We start from the raw sequence: 22,466 nt of genomic DNA, 5'->3' as shown, positions 1-22,466 counted from the left end.
ACGAAATCCGTTGACCGTTCACCCGACGGCCACGGATGCTTGAGACCCTCGCGTCAAACCGCCGTGGTTCCCAGCTACGGCCGGAAGGAGGCACCGGATGAGCGTCATAGTCCTGAACGCGTCGTACGAACCGCTGCACACCGTCTCGATCCAGCACGCCATCCGGATGCTGGTTCGCGAGGTCGCTGTGGTCGAAGAGGCGCACGGAGAGCGAACTATCGGCCCTTTTCCGGTCCCCCGCGTCCTCCGGCTGGTCCGGTACGTCGTGACGCACTGGCGCTACGCGGCCGGCCGGATGAAGTACAGCAAGCACGGCGTCCTGCGGCGCGACAAGTTCCGCTGCGCGTACTGCGGCCTGGAGAACGCCGACACCATGGACCACGTCCAACCCAGGTCCAGGGGCGGCCGCACCGAGTGGCTGAACGCGGTCGCCGCCCATGCCTCCTGCAACGAGCGCAAGGGCAACCGGACCCCGTCCGAAGCCGGCATGCCCCTCCTCTGGCAACCCTGGGTACCAACCCGCGCCGAGCTCGTCATAGACACATGACGAGCATTTTTTATGCCCATTTCCCTCCCCTCGGGCCGCTCTCTCGAGATCTTCCCGGTCGCTGACCGTCCGGATCTCGCCAACGCCGACATCGACGCCGGCCCCTGGCCTGCCTTCATGCGGCACAACCGCGTGTCCGAGGCGTACTTCCCGCAGACGCTCACCACCTTCCCGTCGACCTGCCTGATCGCGACGTCCGACGGCCGGCCGATCGGTGACGCCCAGGCGGTCCAGCTCTCGACCGCCGGCCGCGATCCGTTCCCGCCCGGTGGTTGGGAGCAAGCCGTCGTGTGGGCGTTCGCCGATGCCCGGAACGACGTTCGTCCGGACGTCGCCTGTGCGTTGAACATCAGCGTCGCCCGCGACTTCCAGGGTGAAGGCGTCGCCGCGCTCCTCCTTGCCGCCCTGCGCTCAGCAGCAGCCGGCCTCGGTCTCCTGGCGTTGGACGCCCCGGTCCGGCCGACCCGCAAGCAGCTCGAGCCCGCCGTCGCGATGCACGAGTACGTCGCCCGCACCCGGCCCGACGGGCTACCGGCCGATCCCTGGCTCCGCACTCACGTTCGCGCCGGCGGCCGGATCGTCGGTGTCGCGCCCGCCTCATGGGTGGTCGCCGGGTCGTTGCGCGAATGGCGTGCCTGGACCGGCCTGCCGTTCGACCGCAGCGGACCGGTCGACGTCGAGGGCGGGCTGGTGCCGGTGGACTGCGATGTGCGGGCCGATCGCGCCGTGTACGTCGAGCCGAACGTGTGGGTCCGGCACGAGTTCTCCACAGCTTGAAAGTCGGCGGTCGGCGAGGGGGTGAAACGCGGCAAGTTCTTGGGCATGAATCCTCAACTTGCCGTGATGGCGTCGATCCGGGGCGGTGTCTTCACCCGGGCGGACGCGCGTGCTTGCGGATATGCCGACACCGACATCGACGCCCTGCTGCGATCCGGCCAGTGGCGGCGGATCCGCCGCGGGACGTATGCCGCCCGACGGTCCCTCATGCTCGTCACCGACGAGATCCTGCACCTCCGCCGTGCCTACCGCGTCCTGCGCGCCAGCGGCCCCGACGTCTTCGCCAGTCACCAGTCGGCCGCAGCCCTGCACGCCTTGCCTGTCTGGGGTCTCGACCTCGCCCGTGTACACGTCACCGCACCTGACGGCTGCTCCGGCCGGCTACGCGGCGTCCACCGCCACATCCGCGACCCCGTCGGCCCCGGCCTCCAACTGTGGAACACACTGCGGATGGTCTCGCCCGCCCGGGCGATCGTCGAGGTCGCTGCGACCGCGCCGGCCCTCCCTGCCGTCGTGCTCGCCGACGCCGCCGTCCACACCGGCATGGTCGATCGCCGCGCGCTGCGCCAGGCGAGCACGTTCCTTGACCATGGCAACAAGCGTGCGCTCAAGGTCCTGGACCAGCTCACCGGTGCCGCCTCGATCGCCGAGTCACGCCTGCGCCACATCCTCGCCGACGCCGGCCTCCCCGCACCCAGCCCGACGCCACCGCCCGACACCGGGCAACCGGACCCCGACGACCCCGCCGCCGAAGCGCTGTGGTTCCCCGACGAACGCACCGTCGTCGAGTTCGAGCCGCGATTCCCCTTCTACAGCGAGGATTCCGGCCCCGAAGACCCACCCACCGAGCCGGCGGACGACGACGGGCCGCAACCCGTCGAGCACTGCTGGATCTCCTGGACCGATCTCGACGATCCCACGACCGTGGCCGACCGCATCCGAACCACGTTCACCCGAGCAGCCCGCCGTACCGGCATCCGGCATTTCGACCTGGCCCGGGTGCGATGACGAGAGGAGTCACCCCCGTGCTGTTCACTCAGATCATGGGACAGGCCCGCCCCGGGAAACTCCCCCGGACGGGCCTGCTCGCAACAACTGCCGGAACGTCAGGCGTTCAGCGACGTACCGGTGGAGCGCAGGTTCTCGCACGCCTCGCCGACGCGCTTCGCCATGCCCTCTTCGGCCGCCTTGCCCCACGCCCGCGGGTCGTAGGCCTTCTTGTTGCCGACCTCGCCGTCGACCTTCAGCACACCGTCGTAGTTCAGGAACATGTGCGCCGCCGCCGGCCGGGTGAACGCGTACTGCGTGTCGGTGTCGACGTTCATCTTGATGACGCCGTTGTCGACCGCGGCCCGGATCTCCTCGAGCGTCGAGCCGGAGCCACCGTGGAACACCAGGTCGAACGGGCGCTCCTTGCCGACCTTGGCGCCGACCTGCTCCTGGATCTCGGCCAGGATCTCCGGGCGCAGCTTGACCGCACCCGGCTTGTAGACGCCGTGCACGTTGCCGAAGGTGAGCGCCGTCAGGTAGCGGCCGTTCTCGCCGGTGCCGAGCGCCTCGACCGTGACCAGGCCGTCCTCGACGGTGGTGTAGAGCTTCTCGTTGATCTCGTTGGCGACACCGTCCTCCTCGCCGCCGACGACACCGACCTCGATCTCCAGGACGATCTTCGCCGCGGCGGCCTTGGCCAGCAGCTCCTTCGCGATCTCCAGGTTCTCGGTCAGCGGCACCGCCGAGCCGTCCCACATATGCGACTGGAACAGCGGGTTCTCACCGCGGGCGACGCGCTCGGCGGAGATCTCCAGCAGCGGCCGGACGAAGCCGTCCAGCTTGTCCTTCGGGCAGTGGTCGGTGTGCAGCGCGATGTTCACCGGGTAGTTCTTGGCGACCTCGTGCGCGTAGGCGGCCAGCGCCACGGAGCCGGACACCATGTTCTTCACGGTCGGGCCGGACAGGTAGTCCGCACCACCGGTGGAGACCTGGATGATGCCGTCCGAGCCCGCCTCGGCGAAACCGCGGATCGCGGCGTTCAGCGTCTGCGAGGAGCTGACATTGATGGCCGGGTAGGCGAAGCGGTTCTGCTTGGCCTTGTCCAGCATCTCGGCGTAGACCTCAGGGGTTGCAATGGGCATGTCTCGCGGTACTCCTCACAACACAGTTCTTGTGGGTTCGGCTCCAGTATTGCTGCCGGGCACTTCGTCGGATCCGGCGGCCCACCTGACGAACCGGCCCGGTGGCCGGGGAGCGATCGGCAGGGATGCAGACCAGTTGGTGAACAGGATCGATCCAGTTCGTTGCGTCCGGATGTCCTCCGGGAGCGGAGGGCGCTCCGGGGCCGGTCAGGCGGACCCGGTTCGCGGGCCGCGCGGGGTCAGGGCCATGTGCAGCCGGTAGCGGTCGGCGCGGTACGCCGACCAGGACAGCTCGACGACCTTGCGGCCGGCGAAGGTGGTGCGCTCGAGGACCAGCAGGGGTGCCCGCCGGGCCACGCCGAGCACCCGGGCGACATGACCGTCGGCGTTGTCCGCCCGGACGGTCTGCTCACCGGAGGTGACGACGACGTCGTACTCGCTCGCGAAGACGTCGTACAGGGTGCCGAGCTCGCGGCCGAGCAAGCCGGGGAAGAGCGCGGACGGGTAGTAACCGACCTCGTACGCCATCGGCGACGCGTCGGCGGTCCGGAGCCGCTCGACCCGGATCACCTTCGTGCCCTTGGCGACCCGCAGGCCCTTCGCGGTCTCGTCGGAGGCCTCGATCTCGCTCGCCGACAGCACCACGGTCCCGGGCTCGAGCCCGCGGGCCCGCATCTCCCGGGAGAACGAGGTGAGGTGCAGCTGGGAGTCGACCTGAGGACCGGTGACGAAGGTCCCCTTGCCGTGCACCCGTTCCAGGGCGCCGGACTCGACCAGGTCGCTGATCGCCTGCCGGACGGTCACCCGGGAGACGTTCAGCTTGTCCACCAGCGCGCGCTCGGAAGGGATCGGGTCCCCGGGATGCAGCTCGACGTCGATCAGCCGTTCCAGCACCGATCGGACCTGGGCCCGCTTGGTCGCCACCATGGAATCTCGATCCTCCAGACCTGGACGGACCTCGGGGGTGCCCCGGGGCGCCGCTCACTGCTATCGTGCGCAGCATACCTGTTAAGACCAGATAGGACCAGTGATCGCAGTGGTGTCTGTCCCCTCCCAGGAAACCCGGATGGCGGCCGAGATCGCCGAACAGCCGGCCGCGCTCGCGGCGACGTTCGAGCATGTTCTCCCGCTGCGGCACGACATCACCCGGCTGGCCGCCGGGCGCCGGAACGTGATCTTCGTGGCCCGCGGCTCCTCGGACAACGCGGGCGTGTACGGCCGCTACCTGACCGAGATCCACGCCGGCCGGCAGGCGTCGCTGGCAGCCCCGTCGGTGGCGACGCTGTACGGCGCGAACCTCGACCTCTCGAACTCGCTGGTCGTCGCGGTCAGCCAGTCGGGCGCGACTCAGGAAATCGTCGACACGGCCGAGTGGGCGAAGCGCAACGGTGCCGCGATCGTCGGCATCACGAACGACGGCAACAGCCCGCTGGCGTCGACGGCCGACGTCGCGCTGATCACCCAGGCCGGCAAGGAACTCGCCGTACCGGCTACCAAGACGTACACGACCCAGCTGGCCGCGATCACCGTCGCCGTGGACGCGCTGGCGCCGCGGCCGGGGATGCTGGACGCGGACATCGCCCGGGTTCCGGACGCGGCGACCAAGATGCTGTCTGGTTCGGTCGAGGCGGCGGCGGACCTGCTGGCGGGTGCACACGACGTGCTCGCGAGCGGGCGCGGGCTGACCTTCGGTACGACGCTCGAGGTGGCGCTGAAGCTCGAGGAGACCTGCCTGCAGCCGGTCCGCGGACTCTCGTACGCCGACCTCAAGCACGGCCCGATCGCGGTCGTCGACTCCGACCTGGTGACGATCCTGGTCGCGGCCGGCGAAGGCCCCGCGCTGCCCGGCATGACCGAGCTGGCCGGCCTGGTCCGCGAGAAGGGCAGCAAGATCCTCGGCATCGGCGGCGACCCGACGTTCGCGTCCCGCTGCGACGTGAACCTGGCGGGCCCGGACCTCCCCGAGACGCTCGCGCCGCTCGCCCTGGTCATCCCGGCCCAGCGCGCCATCGAACTCCTGGCCCGCAAGCTCGGCCTGGACCCGGACGCGCCCCGCGGCCTCCGCAAGGTCACCCAGACCGACTGAACAAAGTGCTCACTGGATGAGCACTTTGGCTGGAATCGTGGTGGTCGTCAACCAGGAAGACCTGCGAGAGGACCACCACGATGTTGCGAGGACTAGCGACCGTCAGCTTCTACGCCGCCGATGTGAAGGCGGCGCGGGACTGGTACGAGAAGCTGCTGGGCGTCGACGCGTACTACGCGGTGCCCAGCGCGGCGGACCCGGCGTACGTGGAGTTCCGGCTCGGGGACCTGCAGGCGGAGCTCGGGATCATCGACGCCAAGTACGCAACGCATCAGGTCGGGGCGGCGGCGGGCGCGATCATGTACTGGCATGTCGACGACCTGGAGGAAACGCTCGCTCGGCTGGTCGAGCTGGGTGCGACCGTCAACGAGGACATCGTTGAGCGAGGCAACAACACCGGGTTCCGGACAGCGTCGGTCGTCGACCCGTTCGGCAACCTGCTCGGCATCATGACCAACCCGCACTACGTCGAGATCCTCGAGGACCTCAGAAGTCGATCCGCATAACGGCGCGCCGGTTGCCGGGCCGGCTCACCTCGACGAACCCGGCGTCGGCAAGCGTGGCGAGACTCCCGACGTATCCGCCGTCCACCAGATCCGGATACCCCTCGATCGCCCGCGCCCCACCCTCGCGAGCAAACCCAACCGCAGCCGCCGCCAGCAGCCGACTGATCCCCCGCCGCCGATACCCAAGCCGAGTCACGAAACAAGTCACCGCCCACACGGACTCATCCGCCCTGTCCTCATCGCGCCCCACCCAAGGAACCCGAAAGTCCCGCACCAGCCGCCCATACCCCGCCCGCGGCCCCACCGCACACCACCCCACCGCACACCACCCCACCGCCACCCCCAAGCCGCCACCACCCGAGCCCACGCCACCCACGCCCACGCGCCCACCACGCAAGTCGGCGCCACGCAAACCCACGCCACCCGCACCAGCCGCACCAGCCGCACCAGCCGCACCAGCTAAGTCCGCGCCACTCGCGCCCACGCCAGCCACGCCCACGCCAGCCGACGAGTCGGTGCCGTGCGACCCCACTCGTGCCAAGTCGGTGCCGTGCGAGGGCGCGCCAGTCGGGCGTGCCTCGGTGAGGTAGGCGATCAGGCCTGTGGTTGTTGTGGTGTTCGGGTTGTCGCAGGCGGTCTGGTCTCGGAGGCGGGCGGCGAGTTCGTCCGGGCCTTCTGAGCCCCACGACTCCTTCGGGAGCATCCGGAAGCGCTGACACCAGCAGCGGGAGGTGTCGCCGGTCTCGCCGAAGACCGCCTGCAGATCGATCCACTTCGCCTGGTTGGCCGGGACGACGACGAGTTGTTCAGGGCGGACAGGTTCGCGCGAGCCCACCGCCCGTACCGCCGGCTTCCGCGTCTGCGTCGGCCGCGGCTGCCTTCGTTTGCGCGGCTCGAAGCTGACGTGGAGATCCACCGTGTCGCCGGCACCCAGACCGGCGGGCTTACGTACTGCGTCCTTCAACGGAAGGAGATACGCACCATCCCTCGACCACAGCGAGGTCGTCCACTCGGCGCCGTCGAGCGAAGCGCGGACCGGGACCGCACCCCACGACGGGCCGTACTCCGCGGCAGCAGCTCGCAAGGCCGCGCCCGTTTCGGGTGGGACGGTCACGAAGTAGTACGGCGCCGGGCCGCGCCATTCGATGATCTCGCCGGCGAACGTGTGGTCCATGGTTCGAACGCTAGACCAGATTCCGGAAGGGTGGCTTCCGGAAACCTCAGAGCTGACCGCGGTGGGTCAGCGCGGTGGTGATCTGATCCGCGGCCTCCCGGAGGTGCGGCAGGAACTCTTCGCAGAGTGAGGTCGCGGTCGAGCGGGACGCGTGTGCGGACACGTTCAGGGCGGCGATGATCCGGCCGCGGGAGTTCCGGATCGGGACGGCGATCGAGAGGAGGCCGAGCTCGAGTTCCTGGTCGACCAGGGCGTACCCGTCAGCGCCCGCCTTCGTGATCGTGGCGCGGAGCTTGTCGGCCGCGGTGACGGTGCGGTCGGTGAGCGACTCCGCGTGCAGGGAGTCGAGGTACGGCGTCAGTTCGTCGTCGGGGAGGCCCGAGAGGAGGACGCGGCCCATCGACGTCGGGTACGCCGGGAGCCGGGCGCCGACGCCCAGCGCGACGGTCATGATCCGGGTGGTGGGGACGCGGGCGACGTACACGATGTCGGGGAGGTCGAGGGTCGCGATCGAGCACGACTCCCGGGTCTTGAGGCTGAGCTCCTCCATGAACGGGCCGGCGAGTTCGCCGAGGTCCAGGGAGGACAGGTACGCCCAGCCGAGGGCGAGGACGCGCGGAGTGAGCGAGAAGCGGCGGTTGTCGCTGCGGACATAGCCGAGATCTTCCAGCGTGAGCAGGATCCGACGCGCGGTCGCGGGGGTGATGCCGACGGCGCGGGCGACTTCGCTGAGGGTCAATGCGGGGGCGGCCGCCGAGAACGCCCGGATCACCGCCAAGCCGCGCTCCAGGCCTTGGAGGAACGTACCTGTAGACGCGTCATCCGGCATCAGCTAGCCTACTTTTCGTTGAAAGAAGAAGTATTCGCTGAGCGAAATCCTAGCGGAGCAGCCGATGCCTCGTCCAGATGAGTTCGTGCCGGGCTCGTTCGTGCACACGTTCTGGCCGGGCCGGGTGGTGTTTGGGCCGGGCACGCTCGCGCGAGTGGGCGACGAGGTGGCGGCTCTCGGCGTGCGCCGGGTCCTCGTCGTCGCCACCAACTCCGCCCGGGCCGCGGCCGACGCCGTCCAACAACAGCTCGGCGATCGCTTCGCCGGCCGGATCGACGGGGTCGCCCAGCACGTCCCCACCCAACTCGCGGACGCCGCCCGCACCACGGCCCGAGACGTGAACGCCGACGCGGCCGTCGCCATCGGCGGCGGCTCAGCCATAGGCCTGGCAAAAGCAGTAGCCCTCACCAGCACCGATGGGGTGGTGGTTGTGGCGGTGCCTACTACCTATGCAGGGTCGGAGATGACGCCGGTGTGGGGGGAGACGGCTGGGGGGAGTAAGGCGACGGGGGTGGATTCTCGGGTTTTGCCGCGGGTGGTGGTTTATGACGCGGAGTTGAGTCGAGGGTTGCCGGTGCAGGTCACGGCGGCGAGTGTGGCCAATGCGATGGCGCACTGTGTGGAGGCGGTGTGGACGCCTAAGGCTGATCCGATCACCGAGGTGATCGCGGTCGAGGGTGTTCGGGCGTTGAGTTCAGGGCTGCGCCAGGTGCTGATGGAGCCTGACGATCTGGAGGGTCGAGGCCGGCTTGTGTACGGGGCTTGTCTGGCGGGTTCGGCGCTGGCGACGGCGGGGACGGGACTGCATCACAAGCTGTGTCATTTGCTTGGTGGGACCTACAACTTGCCGCATGCGGAGACGCACGCCGCTGTTCTTCCACAGGTGGCCCGTATAGAGGCGGCCACGGTCCCCGCCAGCGCTTCGCGCCTGGCAGCCGCGCTGCGCGGGGAGGATGCAGCGGTGGGGGCGAGCACCGCCAGCGGAGGTCGCGCGGACGGCGAGAGCGCGGTGGATGGCGAGAGTACTGCGGCTGAGGGGTTGGCGCGGGGGTTGTTCGACTTGTTTCGGGGGGCGGGGGTGGCGGTGAGTTTGCGGGAGTTGGGGTTGGGGCGGGAGCAGGTTGATGAGGCGGTTGCGGCGTTCGGGGATGACGACTTGGTGCGGGAGATCTTGGTACGGGCTTGGGATGGTGTGCGGCCTTGAGGAGGGTGGATGGATCTGCAGGGTGGTGAGCTGACCGATGCGGTCGTGGGCAGTTTCGCGGGTAGTGGGAGTGAGCGCTACAAGGAGGTGATGGGCGCACTGGTCCGGCACCTGCATGCGTTCGCGCGGGAGGTGGATCTCACCGAGGACGAGTACTTCACGGCGATCGACTTCCTGACCAGAACGGGCCAGATCTCGACCGGTACCAGGCAGGAGTTCGTCCTGCTGGCGGACGTGCTCGGCCTGTCGATGCTCACCGTCGGCCTGGGCGACCGGAAGCCCGAGGAGGCCACGCAATCGACCGTGTTCGGCCCGTTCTTCGTCGAGGGGTCACCTGAGGTGCAACTAGGTGACGACATCTCGAACGGCGCCCCGGGACAGCCGTGCCTGGTGAGCGGGCGGGTCCTGAACACGAAGGGCGAGCCGATCGCGGGCGCACTGGTCGAGACCTGGCAGGCCGACGAGGACGGGTTCTACGACGTACAGAAGGACCTCGACGGTCCGCAGAACCGCGCCCACCTGACAACTGATGCCGACGGCAACTACAAGTTCTGGGCGGTGAAGCCGGTCGCGTACCCGATCCCGGACGACGGCCCGGTCGGCGAGCTGCTGCGGGCCGGCGGCCGCGGTCCGATGCGCCCGGCCCACATCCACTTCATGGTCACCGCCCCCGGCTATGCGCGGCTCATCACCCACGTGTTCGCCAACGGCGACGAGTATCTCGACACGGACGCGGTGTTCGGCGTGAAGCAGTCCCTGATCGCGGACTTCGTCGAGCATCAGGAAGACGGCAAGACCTTCTACACCGTCCATTACGACCTCGTACTCGCGACCATCGAGGAGACTCGGCAATGATCACCACCGATGTGCTGATCGTCGGCAGCGGTCCGGCCGGCGGCGCCGCCTCGCTCTTCCTCTCGACGTACGGCGTCGAGAACATCGTGCTCGCCCGGTACGGCTGGACCGCCAACACGCCCCGCGCCCACATCACCAACCAGCGTACGGTCGAACTGATGCGCGACATGGGCATCGAGGACGAGGTCACCGGCAAGGGCACCGCCCACCATCTGATGGGCCAGACCGCGTTCTGCACCAGCCTCGCGGGCGAGGAGATCGGCCGGATCCGTACCTGGGGCACGCATCCACGCCGGCTCGCCGACTACACCGAAGCGAGTCCGTGCCTGCCGATGGACCTCCCGCAGACCCTGTTCGAGCCGATCCTCGTCAGTACGGCGGCCGCCCGCGGCGCGCGGCTCCGGTTCAACACGGAGTACGAGAAGCTGGAGCAGGACGCGGACGGCGTGACCGCGACGGTGCGCGATCGGCTGAGCGGTACGACGTACCAGATCCGGGCGAAGTACCTGATCGGCGCGGACGGCGGGCGGAGCAAGGTGGCGCAGGATCTCGGGCTGCCGATGGCCGGGGCGATGGACATCGAGGGGTCGATGAACATCGTGTTCGAGGCGGACCTGAGCCGGTACGTCGCGCATCGCCCGAGCGTCCTGTACTGGGTCCTGCAGCCGGGCGCGCAGATCGGCGGTATCGGCGCCGGCCTGGTCCGGATGGTGCGCCCGTGGAACGAGTGGCTGATCGTCTGGGGCTACGACATCACCCAGCCGGCCCCGGTCGTCGACGAGGCGATGGCGACCGAGATCGTTCACAACCTGGTCGGCGACGACACGATCGACGTGAAGCTGAAAGGTACGTCGGTGTGGAGCGTCAACCACATGTACGCCGAGAAGGCCTCCAATGGCCGGGTGTTCTGTATGGGTGACGCGATCCATCGCCATCCGCCGAGCAACGGTCTCGGCTCGAACACCTCGATCCAGGACGCGTACAACCTGGCCTGGAAGCTCGCGCTGGTCGTCAAAGGCCAGGCCTCACCCCAGCTGCTCGAGAGCTACGACGCCGAGCGCGTCCCGATCGCGAAGCAGATCGTTGACCGCGCCAACAAGAGCCGCAGCCAGTTCGGCCAGATCTTCCGGGCGCTCGGTATGACGCCGGACGCCCCGCCCGGGTGGACGATCGAGTCGCGCAAGGACGACACCGCGGACGGCGCCGCGCAGCGCGAAGAGCTACGCAAGGCCATCGAGCTCAAGGACTACGAGTTCAACGCGCACGGTGTCGAGCTCGGGCAGCGTTACCGTTCCTCGGCCGTCATCGCAGACGGCACGCCGGAGCCGTCGTACGCGCGGGATCCCGAGCTGTATTACCACCCGACGACCTGGCCGGGCGCGCGCATCCCGCACTGCTGGCTGACCCGCGGGTCCGAGACCGTCAGCACGCTGGACGTGGTCGGCAAGGGCCGCTTCACGCTGCTCACCGGGATCGGCGGCGACGCCTGGGTGAAAGCGGCCCGGTCTGTGTCCGAGCACCTCGGCGTACCGATCGAACCGCTGGTGATCGGTCCCGGCCGTGAGTTGGACGACCTGTACGGCGACTGGGCCCGCACCAGGGAGATCCCGGACACGGGCTGCCTGCTCGTCCGCCCGGACGCGCACATTGCCTACCGTGCGTTCGACCAGCCGGACGACCCGACCGAAACGCTCAGCCAAGCACTCCACAAACTCCTAGGCCGCTGACGAGGCCTCCGCGTGCAGGATCTTGTCCAGGATCACCGAGATCTCCGCGGTCTCGGCGTCCAACAGCGTGATCAGCGCGACCCGCGACGTCTCGGAGCGCGCCTCCAGGGCGGCCGCGCTCAGCGCGCGCACGGTGCCCAGCTCGTGTATCAGTTCGTCCCACAATGCGTTCATCGACAAAACCCCCATGTTCCCCGTCGCCAACGCAGGGCGACGAGAAGGCCTCACTTCTGTCGTCAATAACAACGGGACGGCGCGGCCGAAGGTTACGAACTCGTCAAGAATTTCCATCCGTTCGCCGGGACCACCGGCGTGTCGGCGAGCGGAAACTGCTGATCCTGGTCCGACACGTTGAGCAGCACCAGCACCCACTCGTCACCGTGCGTACTCCGCAGCGCGATCGTCGTGTTGGTCAGATGGATCACCTCAGGACGGGCCCGCACCAGCCACGGATGACGCCGCCGTACGCCGATCAGCTCCTGATGCAGGCGGTACGTCGGCCACCCGTACGGTGCCAGCTCGTCCGGACCGGCGGGGAACGCCGGCCGGATCGCGTCGTCCCCGCCGGCCCGCTCCTCCTTCACACCGCGGAACGCCTGCTCGTCCCCCGCATACACGCTCGGTACGCCGCCGACCGCGAACAGGATCGCCAACGCATGCCCCAGGTGACGCTCGTCCTCCAGGCGGGAAGCCAGCCGCGTCACATCGTGGTTCCCCACGAACGTCTGCGGCACAAAGGTGTCCAGCAGCGCGTTGTGCCGCCCGAGCGCATACGACAGCTCGTAGAAGTTGCGGTCGTTCAACGAACTCCAGATCGCCTTCCACAGCTCGTACTGCGTGACGGAATCGAGCCCGCTCTTCTCCACGTACGCTGCGTAGTCGCCGTGGATGACCTCGCCGAAGTACCAGACGTCCTTGTCCCGCGGCAGCGCGGAACGCCAGAACTCGGGCGGTACGGCGTACGCCGCGTCCAGGCGCCACGCGTCGACGCCGCGCTCGTTCCAGTACCGGACGACATCGCCGACATAGTCAGCGACCGCCGGGTCGCTGTGGTCCAAGGCCGGCAGATGCTCATGTCCCTCGAAGACGTCACCGCGGAACCACTCCGGATGCGTGAACGACCGCGCCACGTGGTTGAAGACGCCGTCGAGCGCGATCCGGAGACCCCGGGCGTGCGCGGCGGCGACCAGCCGGTCGAAGTCGGCGTCGTCGCCGAGGCGCGGGTCGATCCGGAAGTGGTCGACCGTGTCGTACCCGTGGGTCTCCGAGGCGAAGATCGGCCCCAGGAGGAGCCCCGAGCAGCCGAGGTTGACCGCGTACTCGAGCCAGTTCTCCACCTGGGGCAGGCGATGCACGACGCCGGGCACCGCGGCCGGCTCGGCCCCGGTGAAGCCGAGCGGGTACAGGTGCCACCAGATCGCGTGGTCAGGCCACATAACGCCTCCTCAGCATCAGCGTAGGGATGATCGCGAGCAGGCAGCCGATCACGGTGTCGGCCAGGCGGTACCCGACCGTCGAGAGTTCCGGCGTACGGCCGAGATCCATCAGGAGGACGACCAACGGGGTCATGATCGTCGCGTACGCGGCGTAGTTCCGCTCCTTCAGCAACGGCCGCAGACCGGCGAGTACGCCGACCACGGCGAGCGCGATCCAGTACGACTTCTGCTGGTGCCAGAACACGCCGATCGTCAGCGCGACCGCCAGCGGCGGGACGAGCCGTACGGCGTACTGCCAGCCGTCGAAGGTCCGCAGGTTCCGCCGCCAGCGCCGCCACAACTGTGGGTACGTCGGCGCGCCCGCCTCGGGCGTCCGCGGCTGGACGAGTGACAACACGATCGCCCAGAGGACACCGACCGCGAACCACCGCGTGACCTGCCACGCGTCCGCGCCGCCGAGGCCGGTCGCCATCACGAGGAACGTGAGGAACCGCGCCGCCCCGTCCGCCGTCCCCCGGCTGAACCCACCGCCGACGGCCGCAACCACGGCAAGCCCGCCGACCACCACCACAGCAAGCCAGCCACGCCCGCCGACGAAGGCTCCGAGCGTAGCGGCACCGATCAGCAGCACCCCCAACCGAGACCACTGCACCATGGAGAGCCGACCGGGCGGAACAGCGAGAGCACCTAGAGCGGCAAACGACGCTTGGACGAGCTGGCCGGTGGCAACGCCGTAGCTAACCGGCCCAGCCATGGCGAGGGCGGCGGTGACCAAGCGGACCGGAGGGACAGGTGTCTCTCGCGACCAAGCGTAGACGCTCATAGTAAGCTGAGCTTAGCATTCACCAGCATCCCTACACGGAGAATGATAAGTGGAAGCGTATGAAACGGCAGTCGCCTTAAGGCGTGCCAGCACGCGGTTGGCGCTGCGCCTACGCGCCGAGCGGACCGGCGACGGGCTGGGCAGTACGGGCGTCGCCGTACTCGGCCAACTGCACCGCCACGGCAGCCTGACGGCGAGCGAGATCGCCAAGGCGGAGCGGGTCCAGCCGCAATCGCTGACGCGCGTGCTGACCAGCCTGGAAGAACAGGACCTGATCAACCGCCGGCAGGATCCGCAAGATAGGCGCCGGCAGACGATCGAGCTCACCGCGACCGGACGGGCGTTGCTCAAAGAGCACATGAAGAGCTCGGACGACTGGCTGGCGGACGCGATCGCCGAGCGGCTCAACCCGACGGAACAGGCCGTCCTTCAGCTGGCTACCCGCCTCCTGGATCAGCTGCTCGACGGCTGACCGAAGGTGTGCCGGCGGATCCAGGCGTGCATGGCGATCGCGGCGGCGGCGCTCGCGTTGATGGAGCGGGTCGAGCCGAACTGGGCTATGGAGAGGACGGATGTGCAGATCTGGTGGGCCTCGTCCGTCAGCCCAGGACCCTCCTGGCCGAAGAGCAGGACGCAAGCGGCAGGTAGTTCGTAGGTCTCCAGGGGCACTGAGCCCGGCAGGTTGTCGATGCCGATCACCGGCAACGCCTGCTCCGCGGCAAACCCGGCCAGGTCGGCCAGGGTCGGGTGGTGGCGGACGTGCTGGTAGCGGTCGGTGACCATCGCGCCACGGCGGTTCCACTTGCGGTTGCCGACGATGTGGACCTCGGCGGCCAGGAAGGCGTTCGCGGTCCGGACCACCGAGCCGATGTTCAGGTCGTGCTGCCAGTTCTCGATCGCGACGTGGAACGGGTTCCGCTGCCGGTCCAGGTCGGCGACGATCGCCTCCAGCTTCCAGTAGCGGTACTTGTCCACCACGTTCCGCCGGTCACCGTGCGCGAGCAGCTCGGGATCGAGCCGCGGGTCGTCCGGCAGGTCGCCCGTCCAGGGGCCCACGCCGACCTCGTTCGGGCCCACCATGTCCGCTCCACGTACCTCACTGCTCAGCTCGTGCACAGGTGGGGACGCTACCCTGTCCGCGTGCTTCCTCTTGTCGCGATGCTGATGCCCTCCTGGATGAACCCGGAGTACCTGCTGAACTGGCTGGGTGACTGGGCCCTCTGGGGCACGCTGGTCGTGGTGTTCATCGAATGCGGGGTGCTGTTCCCGATCCTGCCCGGTGACTCGCTGCTGTTCGCGGTCGGCCTGTTCATCGCCCAGGGCTCGATCCACGTGCCGCTCTGGCTGGCCTGCGTCCTGCTCACGGTGGCCGCGTTCCTCGGCAACGTGTCCGGCTACTACATCGGCCGGTTCCTCGGTACGTCGCTGTTCAAGAATCCGGACGCCCGGTTCCTGAAACCGAAGTACATCGAGCAGACGCACGAGTTCTTCGACCGGTACGGCCCGCGGGCGCTGGTGCTGGCCCGGTTCGTACCGATCGTCCGGACGTTCATCACGATCGTCGCCGGCGCCGGGCGGATGGACCCGAAGAAGTTCTTCCTGTGGACCGGGGTTGGCGCGGTGATCTGGGCGCCGGGCATCACGCTGCTCGGGCACGCGCTCGGCAACGTCGAGTTCATCCACAAGAACCTCGAGGCCGCACTGGTGCTGCTGGTGCTGATCTCGCTGATCCCGATGTTCGTCGAGTACTTCCTCGCCCGGCGGCGCAACCGCAACAAGAACGCCACCACCGGCGACGCACCGAAGCACGCCGCCCGCTGACCTGGCTAGTGCCCGAACGGGAAGTGTGGCTCCGACCAGACCCAGTCGGTGCTGAGCAGCCGCAGTTCGGCGATCTCCACCGGTCCGGTCGGTAGCGGGCCGACCACCTGACCGGAGCCGAGCGAACAGGCCACCCGGATCCGGTCAGCCGCCTGGTACCAGACCAGCGCCCCCCGTGGCGCGGCCCCTTCACGGAGCAGGGCGTGGTGGTCGAGCCAACTCACCGCATCGGCCGCGTCGTGCCAGCCGCTGTCGTGCGCGTAGCCGAAGGCCATCCGCTGGAACTTCAGCGTCCAGTCCAGCCACGCCGCCGAACCGACACGTTCGAGCTGCCAGTTCAGCGCCGCCTCGGTGTCCCGCGGGTTCGCCACCCGCGGGACGTTCCGGCGCTCCACGGCAACCTCCCCCCAGGCCATAGGTATCCTCCCCGATCCCCCGTCCTCGGCCGGTCGTGCCGTGGCATGCCACGGATCCTGCCGGGCAGGCATACAGCGGCCGTACATTGCTAGCCGGCCGCGACGCCCGCCTCGGAGCCCACCAGCAGCCGGCGGCAGTCCGCGGCGGCCGCGTCGTTGCCGGCCTGGAGCCACACGCGCGCGGCGCGTTCGAGAGTACGGCGGGCGTTGTCCACGCTGCCGGTCGACAGGTAGAGCTCACCGAGGTACTGCGCCGCTTGGCCTTCCACGCTGCGGTCGCCCAGCCGGTGGCCGACGTCGATCGCGTCCAGCAGCGTCTTCCGGGACGTCGCCACCTCGCCGCGCTCCATCAGCGCCCGCCCGAGCAGCGCCCGGGTGTACGCCGCGCAGTGGTCGTCACCCATCCCGTCGAAGATCGCCAGCGCCTTGCGCAACTGCCGGACCGCCTCGTCGTGCCGCCCCTGGTGGACCCGGAGCGCCGCGATTCGCCGCCGTACCTTGGCCTCCCGGTGCGCGTCCGCGCGCCGTACGGCGATCAGGAACGCCTGCGCCAGGTACATCCGGGCACTGGCAACGTCGCCGCGGGCCAGGTACACGCCGGCGGCCGCGGTCCGCGCCAGCGCCTCGGCGTTCGCGTTGCCGTCCTCGACGAACGCCTCGATCGCCTTCTCGTACTGCGCCAGCCCGGCATCCCGCTCGCCGCGTTCCCGCAGCCAGGTACCGAGGCCGACCGCCGCGACGCCTTCGCCGAGCCGGTCGCCGACCTCGGCGAACGCCTGCGCGGCCGCGTCGAAGTGCCGTCGGGCGGTGTCCCAGTCGTCCTGGTAGACGGCGAGCTGGCCGAGGTTCCGGTGCATGATCGCCTCGCCGTGCCGGTCGCCGCACGCGATCGCGCTCCGCAAACCCTGCTGGTGCGAGCCGTTCCAGTCGTCGAAGCCGGCCCGCAGGTCCAGGTACGGCCCCCAGGCGGCGGCGATCCGCCAGGCGTGCTCGTGCAGCCCGTTCTGCGCCGCGGCCCGGATCGCCGGCACGAACGTGCTGCGCTCACTGTCGAACCAGGCGATCGCATCCGTCTCGGTGAACGGCGAAGGGTCCGGCGCTGTCAGCGGACCGGTGTGCTCGAGGACCCCGAAGTACTCGAATGACAAGGCGTTGTTGGCGCGGCGGATCTTGTTCAGGATCGCGTCGACGACCGTCTCCACGTCCCGGACCGCCTGCGCGCGCTGCTCGTCCGTACCGACCCCGAGCGCGTGCAGCCGCAACAGGTCGTGCACCCGGTAGCGCGCCGTACCGCGGTGGTCGACCGAGCTGATCCGGACCAGGTTGACCTCGATCAGCCGGTCCAGACTGCGCCGTACGGCGGCCGGCGGCGCCACGGCCTCCAGCGCCCGCGCCGAGAAGACACCGACCGCGAAGTGCCCGATCAACCGGTACAACCGCGCTTCCTCAGGGCTCAGCGCGTCGTAACTCAGATCGGCACTCGTCCGTACGGCGAGCTCGCCGATGCTGAGCTCGTCCAGCCGGGACGTCTCGTCCCGCAGCCGCCGCGCCAGCTCCCGGGCGCTCAGATCGGGCCGTTGCGCCAGGCGGCTGCCGACGATCCGGATCGCCAGCGGCAGGTTCGCGCAGGCGGCGAGGATCTCCTCGGCCTCCGGCGACGACGGGTCGATCCGGCCGGCGCCGGCCACCGACGCGAGCAGCCGGGCCGCCTCGCGGTCGTCGAACGTGTCGAGCGGCGTACTGTCCGCTCCCGCCAGGTCCATCAGCCGGTTGCGGCTCGTCACGACCACGGCCGACGCACCGGTACCGGGCATCAGCGGGGTGACCTGGCCGGCGGTGGCCACGTCGTCCAGGATGATCAGCACCCGGCGGCTGGCCAGCTCGGACCGCAGCATCGCCGACCGCCGCTCCGGGTCGGTCGGGATCGCGAAGTCCGGCAGGTTCAGGCTGAGCAGCAGGTCGGTGAGCGCACCGGCGGGGTCGCGCGGGTGGGTCGCGCCGTGCATGTCCAGGTAGATCTGGCCGTCCGGGAAGTACTCCCGGACCAGATGCCCGAGCCGCACGGCCAGCGAGGTCTTGCCGGTGCCAGGTGCACCGGAGATGACAGCTACAGGCGGTCGTACGGGGTCGCGGCCGCACACCAGGTCCCGCAGTTGTTCCAGGAGCTCCTGGCGTCCGCTGAAGTCAGCCAGGTCCAGGGGCAGCTGGCTGGGCGGCCTGACCGGGTCTTTGAGCTCAGGCGCGGCCATGGGTCCTGGCTGCGCCGCCGGGCTCGGACGGTCCGCCGTACGGTCGGCTGGGATGCCCGGGTTGGGCCAGTTGGCCGAGCGACCGTTCTCGGCGCGAGCACCCGCAGCCTCCAGTTCAGGGCCTGGCTTGATGTCCAGCTCGTCGGCAAGCGTCTGCACAGCCTTCGCGTACGCCGCCCGTGCCTCACCCACCCGGCCGGCGGCAACCAGCGCGTCGACCAGGCGCCGCCAGAGCTGCTCGTCGTACGGGTCCTCGGTGAGCCGTGCACTCAGCAGTACGGCGGCACCGCTCGCGTCGCCGTACTCCAGTCGGAGGTCCAGCAGGCTGTCGACGAGGCCGCGGTGCTGCGCCTCCAGGCGGGCGATCGAGCCCTCCCAGGCCGCCGGCATCGGCAGGTCCTCGAGCGGACGGCCGCGCCACAGCGAATACGCCCGGGACAGCACCTGCATCGCCTGGCGGCCGTCACCGGCGTCCCGCAGGTGCCCGCCCTCGGCGAGCAGCGACTCGAACAGGCTGGCGTCGAGCTCGTCGACACCCACCTCGATGCTGTAGCCGGCCGCCGAGGTGTCGATCGGCGCGGGCAGCCCGGCGTCCTGCAGCACTCCGCGGAGCGCCCGGACGTACGTCCGGATGTTGGCCGTGGCCGACCGCGGCGGGGTGTTCTCCCAGAGCGCGTCGGCGATCAGGTCGGTGGAGACGAACCGGTTGGGGTGCAGCAGCAGCGTGGCCAGCAGCTGCCGCGGTTTCGCGGCCTTCAGCGGCTGCCCCTGGGCGTGGACGAGCCGCAGAGGTCCGAGGATCCCGTACCTCAGACTGTCCACACGCTCGACCTCTCCACTCTTGAACCGACCTATCGTGGCATCCCGCCCCGCCCGGCGTGAAGTCCGATGTACGCCGGATGTATGTCAGTGCGACAGGGTTCTCACAGGTACCGGGGGGAGGGCAGGCCCGGCGGTGGCGACTTGACCGCCGTCACACCGGGCCTGGCACTGGGAGCGAGTCCGGGATCGGGGGACCTGGACCACGGGGAACCGGTGCCTACTGGCCACCGGTGAATGGCGGCTGACCGTCCTGTGGCGCGGGGGAACCCGCAGGCGGCCCGCCCACCGGTGGCTCTCCCTGGTACCCCTGCTGCGGCGCCGGGTAGCCGCCCTGCCCCGGCTGGCCCTGGTACGGCGCCTGCTGCGGCTGCTGCTGGTACGGCTGCTGCTGCGGGATCTGCTGCTGTGGGTAGCCCTGCTGGTAGTTGCCCTGGTCACCCGGCATCTGCGGGTGGATCTGGCCTGACGACGGGGCGCCCGGCTGCATCTGCGGCGGCGCCTGCTCGCCCGCGACCGAACCGATCGTGCCGAACGAGACCTGCGGGACGGCGCGCACCGACTCGTCCTTGACCTCGAAGTACCCGGCCTTCTCGAACTTGAAGCCGTTCGCGATCAGGTTCGACGGGAACGCCTCGATCCGGGTGTTGTAGTCGCCCACGTTCGCGTTGTAGAACCGGCGGCCGGCCGCGATCCGGTCCTCGGTGTCGGTCAGCTCGCGCTGCAGACCGAGGAAGTTCTGGTTCGACTGCAGCTGCGGGTACTGCTCGACCGAGATCATCATCTGACGCAGCGCGCCGGACAGCTCACCCTCCGCGGCGGCCCGCTGCTCCGGGTTCGCGCCCTGCGTGTTCACCGCCTGGGTACGCAGCCGCGCGACCTCCTCGAACACGTGCCGCTCGTGCGCGGCGTACGCCCGGACGGTCTCGACCAGGTTCGGGATCAGGTCGTACCGGCGGTGCAGCTCGACGTCGATCTGCCGCCACGACTCCTGGATCAGGTTCCGCTGCTTGACGAACCGGTTGTACGACGTGATCAGCAAGATCGCCACGATGACGACGACCGCGACGATCGCGATGATGACCCATAGCATGACAAGAGCTCCCGAGAGTTGGCAGTGCTGTACGCGACTCTACGGGTAGGTGGGTCCGCCGGGTGGTTGCTGCGCACGGGGGTCGACGCCCGCGTAGTCGCGCCAGACGTACGGCGGGACCTGCTGCACGACCTGCTCCAGCAGCGACAGCCGGTTCAGCACCTCGTTCGGGTCGTGTGCGCCCTTGTCCCAGCCGACCAGCGAGTTGCCCTCGATCCGCCAGCCGATCTCGCCGCGGGCCAGCAGCAGTTCCATCATCCGCGGCGTCACCACCGCGTGCCCGAACCGCTCGTCGTCGGCCTTCACCCGGAACGCCCGGTTGAACTGGTCGCTCTCGAACTGCAGGTCCCGGAACCCGAGCGCGTTCGCCACCGCGCCGCCGAAGATGCCCTCGTGCGTGACCTCCAGGTGCGGCAGCGCCCCCGGCAACTGCAGCACGACCACGCCGAACTTGTGCGTGGTCGTCGTACGGCGGCCCTTCGAGTCGGTCGAATGCGTCTGGTAGCTGTAGTCGAAGGCAACCATCTGGTGCCCGTTGAAAGGCCCGGACAGCACGTTCTTGACGCGCCAGTTGTCGCCGGTCTGGAACGGCGTTCCGCCCCACTGACCGGCCAGCGACGGGTTGGCCTCCACGTACTGCCAGCCGTGCTGGGCGGCGAACCCGGCGAACAACTCGCGGCGCTTCTTCGCGCGGTAGTAGTTGAAGTAGAAGACGCCGCCGCAGACGACGAGCGCGACCAGGAAGATCAGGATCGTGCTCGACTGCATCAGCTCAGCCCCAGGTCCTCGAGGCCGAACACGGAGCGGTACTCCAGCCCTTCCGCCTCGACCCGTTCCTGGGCGCCGGTCGCGCGGTCCACGATCACCGCGACCGCGACCACCTCCGCGCCCGCCTCGCGGAGCGCCTCGACCGCGGTCAGCACCGACCCGCCGGTCGTCGACGTGTCCTCGACGGCGAGCACCCGGCGGCCCTTCACGTCCGGTCCCTCGATCCGCCGCTGCAGGCCATGGGTCTTCTCGGCCTTCCGGACGACGAACGCGTCGAGTGTCCGGCCCTGCTGGGCGGCCGCGTGCAGCATCGACATCGCGACCGGGTCCGCGCCGAGCGTCAGGCCGCCGACCGCGTCGTACTCCAGGTCCTTGGTCAGCTCGAGCATCGCCGGGCCGATCAGCGGCGCCGCGGCCGCGTCGAGCGTGATCCGCCGCAGGTCGACGTAGTAGTCGGCCTCCTTACCGGACGCCAGCGTCACCTTCCCGTGCACGATGGCCTTGCTCTTGACCTGCTCCAGCAGTCCGTCCCGGTCGTAGCTCATGAGCCTTGAGCTTAGATGACGGCCGGTCCGCTACTTCTTGCTGACCTTCACCAGGTGGCCGAAGGCGACCGAGCGGTCCGGGGAGTGGAACAGGTCCTGGCAGGTCGTGAGCGTGATGATCGAGCGGGTCGGGGCGGTACGCCGGCCCGGGACCGGGTCGAGGACCCAGCCGTCGGACGGCTTCACGGTCAGGTCGCGGGGCGAGCCGTCCAGTTCGTACGTGTAGACGGCGCCGGCGGTCTCGACCACGACCTGGTCGCCGCGCCGCAGTTCGAGCAGCTTCCGGAACGGCGACCCGTGCGTGACCCGGTGCCCGGCGATCGCGAAGTTCCCCGGCTGGCCGGGCAGCTGGGTCTGTGGATAGTGCCCGATCCCGCGCGCCAGGTCGTCGGCGCCGACGCCCTCCACGATCGGCTTCTCCCAATCGGCCCCGAACCGCGGGATCCGCAGCAGCGCGAGCGGCTGCCCCGCGTCGGCCGTCACCGGGGCGGACGGCTTCCGCCACTCCTCCCGGAGCGTCTCCTCGGCCTTCCCCATCTGCTGGTTCGCCGCGATCCCGGTCCCGAAGTACTGCCACCCGATCCACCCCAGCAGCCCGAGCCCACCCAGCAGGAACACAATTCCGAGTCCCCTGATCACTCCCCGCACACGGCTAAGTA

General features: G+C 69.4%; 24 protein-coding genes. 10 read left to right on the top strand and 14 right to left on the bottom strand.

Annotated elements, in window-relative coordinates; genetic code table 11:
- Positions 1-97: 97 nt before the first annotated feature.
- From ACFV9C_RS17230 to ACFV9C_RS17220, 3 genes are read left to right on the top strand one after another with little or no spacing between them, the layout of a single operon-like run.
- Positions 98-547, top strand: coding sequence for an HNH endonuclease (locus tag ACFV9C_RS17230; protein ID WP_355695284.1), 450 nt, complete (start codon positions 98-100; stop codon positions 545-547).
- A gap of 12 nt (positions 548-559) precedes the next feature.
- Positions 560-1,324, top strand: a complete 765-nt coding sequence (locus ACFV9C_RS17225; protein ID WP_380194673.1) for an N-acetyltransferase — start codon at positions 560-562, stop codon at positions 1,322-1,324.
- Positions 1,325-1,369: 45 nt separating this feature from the next.
- Positions 1,370-2,332 carry a type IV toxin-antitoxin system AbiEi family antitoxin domain-containing protein gene (locus tag ACFV9C_RS17220; RefSeq protein WP_380194672.1) on the top strand — a complete coding sequence of 321 codons (963 nt, stop codon included), beginning with the start codon at positions 1,370-1,372 and terminating at the stop codon, positions 2,330-2,332.
- 98 nt (positions 2,333-2,430) lie between these two features.
- Here the strand turns inward: ACFV9C_RS17220 and fbaA are convergent, their stop codons facing one another.
- Positions 2,431-3,456, bottom strand: a complete 1,026-nt coding sequence (fbaA, locus tag ACFV9C_RS17215) for a class II fructose-bisphosphate aldolase (protein WP_380194670.1) — start codon at positions 3,454-3,456, stop codon at positions 2,431-2,433.
- Positions 3,457-3,663: 207 nt separating this feature from the next.
- Positions 3,664-4,383, bottom strand: a complete 720-nt coding sequence (locus tag ACFV9C_RS17210) for a GntR family transcriptional regulator (RefSeq protein WP_130388014.1) — start codon at positions 4,381-4,383, stop codon at positions 3,664-3,666.
- A gap of 139 nt (positions 4,384-4,522) precedes the next feature.
- Here ACFV9C_RS17210 and ACFV9C_RS17205 point away from each other — a divergent pair, with 139 nt between their 5' ends.
- Positions 4,523-5,542, top strand: coding sequence for an SIS domain-containing protein (locus ACFV9C_RS17205; protein WP_380194668.1), 1,020 nt, complete (start codon positions 4,523-4,525; stop codon positions 5,540-5,542).
- A gap of 80 nt (positions 5,543-5,622) precedes the next feature.
- Positions 5,623-6,048: a VOC family protein gene (locus ACFV9C_RS17200; RefSeq protein WP_380194666.1), complete on the top strand. Its 426-nt coding sequence runs from the start codon at positions 5,623-5,625 to the stop codon at positions 6,046-6,048.
- Here the strand turns inward: ACFV9C_RS17200 and ACFV9C_RS17195 are convergent.
- Together ACFV9C_RS17195 and ACFV9C_RS17190 are read right to left on the bottom strand one after the other, a co-directional pair.
- Positions 6,029-7,222, bottom strand: coding sequence for a DUF1905 domain-containing protein (locus ACFV9C_RS17195; protein ID WP_380194665.1), 1,194 nt, complete (start codon positions 7,220-7,222; stop codon positions 6,029-6,031). The genes ACFV9C_RS17200 and ACFV9C_RS17195 overlap by 20 nt on opposite strands.
- 46 nt (positions 7,223-7,268) lie before the next feature.
- Positions 7,269-8,051, bottom strand: coding sequence for an IclR family transcriptional regulator C-terminal domain-containing protein (locus ACFV9C_RS17190; RefSeq protein ID WP_380194663.1), 783 nt, complete (start codon positions 8,049-8,051; stop codon positions 7,269-7,271).
- Positions 8,052-8,115: 64 nt separating this feature from the next.
- On the opposite strand from ACFV9C_RS17190, the gene ACFV9C_RS17185 reads away from it, so the two are divergent.
- Genes ACFV9C_RS17185 through ACFV9C_RS17175 form a run of 3 tightly spaced genes read left to right on the top strand, consistent with a single transcriptional unit; the run spans position 8,116 to position 11,837 of the window.
- Complete coding sequence (locus ACFV9C_RS17185) at positions 8,116-9,255, top strand: maleylacetate reductase (protein WP_380194662.1); 1,140 nt, start codon at positions 8,116-8,118, stop codon at positions 9,253-9,255.
- 9 nt (positions 9,256-9,264) lie between these two features.
- Entirely contained in the window at positions 9,265-10,110 is an 846-nt protein-coding gene (locus ACFV9C_RS17180) for an intradiol ring-cleavage dioxygenase (RefSeq protein WP_380194661.1), read from the top strand.
- Positions 10,107-11,837, top strand: a complete 1,731-nt coding sequence (locus tag ACFV9C_RS17175; RefSeq protein ID WP_380194660.1) for an FAD-dependent monooxygenase — start codon at positions 10,107-10,109, stop codon at positions 11,835-11,837. Before ACFV9C_RS17180 ends, ACFV9C_RS17175 begins: the two co-directional genes overlap by 4 nt.
- On the opposite strand, the gene ACFV9C_RS17170 is transcribed toward ACFV9C_RS17175, so the two are convergent.
- The 3 genes from ACFV9C_RS17170 to ACFV9C_RS17160 form a co-directional block, all read right to left on the bottom strand.
- On the bottom strand, positions 11,826-12,011 hold the full coding sequence (locus tag ACFV9C_RS17170) for a hypothetical protein (RefSeq protein WP_380194658.1): 186 nt from the start codon (positions 12,009-12,011) through the stop codon (positions 11,826-11,828). The genes ACFV9C_RS17175 and ACFV9C_RS17170 overlap by 12 nt on opposite strands.
- A gap of 92 nt (positions 12,012-12,103) precedes the next feature.
- Positions 12,104-13,273: an alpha-amylase family protein gene (locus tag ACFV9C_RS17165; RefSeq protein WP_380194657.1), complete on the bottom strand. Its 1,170-nt coding sequence runs from the start codon at positions 13,271-13,273 to the stop codon at positions 12,104-12,106.
- Positions 13,263-13,928: an FUSC family protein gene (locus ACFV9C_RS17160; RefSeq protein WP_380194655.1), complete on the bottom strand. Its 666-nt coding sequence runs from the start codon at positions 13,926-13,928 to the stop codon at positions 13,263-13,265. Before ACFV9C_RS17160 ends, ACFV9C_RS17165 begins: the two co-directional genes overlap by 11 nt.
- A 217-nt stretch (positions 13,929-14,145) precedes the next feature.
- On the opposite strand from ACFV9C_RS17160, the gene ACFV9C_RS17155 reads away from it, so the two are divergent.
- Entirely contained in the window at positions 14,146-14,568 is a 423-nt protein-coding gene (locus ACFV9C_RS17155; protein ID WP_380194654.1) for a MarR family winged helix-turn-helix transcriptional regulator, read from the top strand.
- On the opposite strand, the gene ACFV9C_RS17150 is transcribed toward ACFV9C_RS17155, so the two are convergent.
- Positions 14,550-15,176 carry a TrmH family RNA methyltransferase gene (locus ACFV9C_RS17150; RefSeq protein ID WP_380194653.1) on the bottom strand — a complete coding sequence of 209 codons (627 nt, stop codon included), beginning with the start codon at positions 15,174-15,176 and terminating at the stop codon, positions 14,550-14,552. The two genes, ACFV9C_RS17155 and ACFV9C_RS17150, sit on opposite strands and share 19 nt — an antisense overlap.
- A gap of 60 nt (positions 15,177-15,236) precedes the next feature.
- Here ACFV9C_RS17150 and ACFV9C_RS17145 point away from each other — a divergent pair, with 60 nt between their 5' ends.
- Complete coding sequence (locus tag ACFV9C_RS17145; protein ID WP_380194652.1) at positions 15,237-15,917, top strand: DedA family protein; 681 nt, start codon at positions 15,237-15,239, stop codon at positions 15,915-15,917.
- Between the two features lie 5 nt (positions 15,918-15,922).
- Here the strand turns inward: ACFV9C_RS17145 and ACFV9C_RS17140 are convergent, their stop codons facing one another.
- The 6 genes from ACFV9C_RS17140 to ACFV9C_RS17115 all read right to left on the bottom strand — a co-directional run bounded on the left by ACFV9C_RS17140 (position 15,923) and on the right by ACFV9C_RS17115 (position 22,455).
- Complete coding sequence (locus ACFV9C_RS17140) at positions 15,923-16,333, bottom strand: hypothetical protein (protein ID WP_380194651.1); 411 nt, start codon at positions 16,331-16,333, stop codon at positions 15,923-15,925.
- 89 nt (positions 16,334-16,422) lie between these two features.
- Positions 16,423-19,404, bottom strand: a complete 2,982-nt coding sequence (locus ACFV9C_RS17135) for a BTAD domain-containing putative transcriptional regulator (protein WP_380194650.1) — start codon at positions 19,402-19,404, stop codon at positions 16,423-16,425.
- A gap of 217 nt (positions 19,405-19,621) precedes the next feature.
- Positions 19,622-20,494: a LemA family protein gene (locus tag ACFV9C_RS17130; RefSeq protein WP_380194649.1), complete on the bottom strand. Its 873-nt coding sequence runs from the start codon at positions 20,492-20,494 to the stop codon at positions 19,622-19,624.
- 39 nt (positions 20,495-20,533) lie between these two features.
- Entirely contained in the window at positions 20,534-21,262 is a 729-nt protein-coding gene (locus ACFV9C_RS17125) for a hypothetical protein (RefSeq protein WP_380194648.1), read from the bottom strand.
- The gene (gene pyrE, locus ACFV9C_RS17120) at positions 21,262-21,807 is read right to left on the bottom strand and encodes an orotate phosphoribosyltransferase (RefSeq protein ID WP_380194647.1); all 546 of its coding nucleotides are present in this window, start codon (positions 21,805-21,807) and stop codon (positions 21,262-21,264) included. Before pyrE ends, ACFV9C_RS17125 begins: the two co-directional genes overlap by 1 nt.
- A 30-nt stretch (positions 21,808-21,837) precedes the next feature.
- On the bottom strand, positions 21,838-22,455 hold the full coding sequence (locus tag ACFV9C_RS17115; protein ID WP_380194646.1) for a class E sortase: 618 nt from the start codon (positions 22,453-22,455) through the stop codon (positions 21,838-21,840).
- Positions 22,456-22,466 lie beyond the last annotated feature (11 nt).

The organism is Kribbella sp. NPDC059898, from assembly GCF_042730855.1.
Classification (GTDB): Bacteria; Actinomycetota; Actinomycetes; order Propionibacteriales; family Kribbellaceae; genus Kribbella.
Note: the sequence above shows the minus strand (reverse complement) of the source record. Positions and strands in the feature narration are given on the sequence as shown.

Bases quoted from the DNA above. Each gene is read 5' to 3' on its own strand.
- ACFV9C_RS17185 (WP_380194662.1), top strand. From the start codon at position 8,116: ATGCCTCGTCCAGATGAGTTCGTGCCGGGCTCGTTCGTGCACACGTTC.
- ACFV9C_RS17175 (WP_380194660.1), top strand. From the start codon at position 10,107: ATGATCACCACCGATGTGCTGATCGTCGGCAGCGGTCCGGCCGGCGGC.
- ACFV9C_RS17225 (WP_380194673.1), top strand. From the start codon at position 560: ATGCCCATTTCCCTCCCCTCGGGCCGCTCTCTCGAGATCTTCCCGGTC.
- ACFV9C_RS17200 (WP_380194666.1), top strand. From the start codon at position 5,623: ATGTTGCGAGGACTAGCGACCGTCAGCTTCTACGCCGCCGATGTGAAG.
- pyrE (WP_380194647.1), bottom strand. From the start codon at position 21,807: ATGAGCTACGACCGGGACGGACTGCTGGAGCAGGTCAAGAGCAAGGCC.
- ACFV9C_RS17165 (WP_380194657.1), bottom strand. From the start codon at position 13,273: ATGTGGCCTGACCACGCGATCTGGTGGCACCTGTACCCGCTCGGCTTC.
- ACFV9C_RS17150 (WP_380194653.1), bottom strand. From the start codon at position 15,176: ATGGTGGGCCCGAACGAGGTCGGCGTGGGCCCCTGGACGGGCGACCTG.
- ACFV9C_RS17195 (WP_380194665.1), bottom strand. From the start codon at position 7,222: ATGGACCACACGTTCGCCGGCGAGATCATCGAATGGCGCGGCCCGGCG.
- ACFV9C_RS17125 (WP_380194648.1), bottom strand. From the start codon at position 21,262: ATGCAGTCGAGCACGATCCTGATCTTCCTGGTCGCGCTCGTCGTCTGC.
- ACFV9C_RS17205 (WP_380194668.1), top strand. From the start codon at position 4,523: ATGGCGGCCGAGATCGCCGAACAGCCGGCCGCGCTCGCGGCGACGTTC.
- ACFV9C_RS17230 (WP_355695284.1), top strand. From the start codon at position 98: ATGAGCGTCATAGTCCTGAACGCGTCGTACGAACCGCTGCACACCGTC.
- fbaA (WP_380194670.1), bottom strand. From the start codon at position 3,456: ATGCCCATTGCAACCCCTGAGGTCTACGCCGAGATGCTGGACAAGGCC.
- ACFV9C_RS17140 (WP_380194651.1), bottom strand. From the start codon at position 16,333: ATGGCCTGGGGGGAGGTTGCCGTGGAGCGCCGGAACGTCCCGCGGGTG.
- ACFV9C_RS17190 (WP_380194663.1), bottom strand. From the start codon at position 8,051: ATGCCGGATGACGCGTCTACAGGTACGTTCCTCCAAGGCCTGGAGCGC.
- ACFV9C_RS17160 (WP_380194655.1), bottom strand. From the start codon at position 13,928: ATGGTGCAGTGGTCTCGGTTGGGGGTGCTGCTGATCGGTGCCGCTACG.
- ACFV9C_RS17210 (WP_130388014.1), bottom strand. From the start codon at position 4,383: ATGGTGGCGACCAAGCGGGCCCAGGTCCGATCGGTGCTGGAACGGCTG.
- ACFV9C_RS17130 (WP_380194649.1), bottom strand. From the start codon at position 20,494: ATGCTATGGGTCATCATCGCGATCGTCGCGGTCGTCGTCATCGTGGCG.
- ACFV9C_RS17170 (WP_380194658.1), bottom strand. From the start codon at position 12,011: ATGAACGCATTGTGGGACGAACTGATACACGAGCTGGGCACCGTGCGC.
- ACFV9C_RS17220 (WP_380194672.1), top strand. From the start codon at position 1,370: ATGAATCCTCAACTTGCCGTGATGGCGTCGATCCGGGGCGGTGTCTTC.
- ACFV9C_RS17180 (WP_380194661.1), top strand. From the start codon at position 9,265: ATGGATCTGCAGGGTGGTGAGCTGACCGATGCGGTCGTGGGCAGTTTC.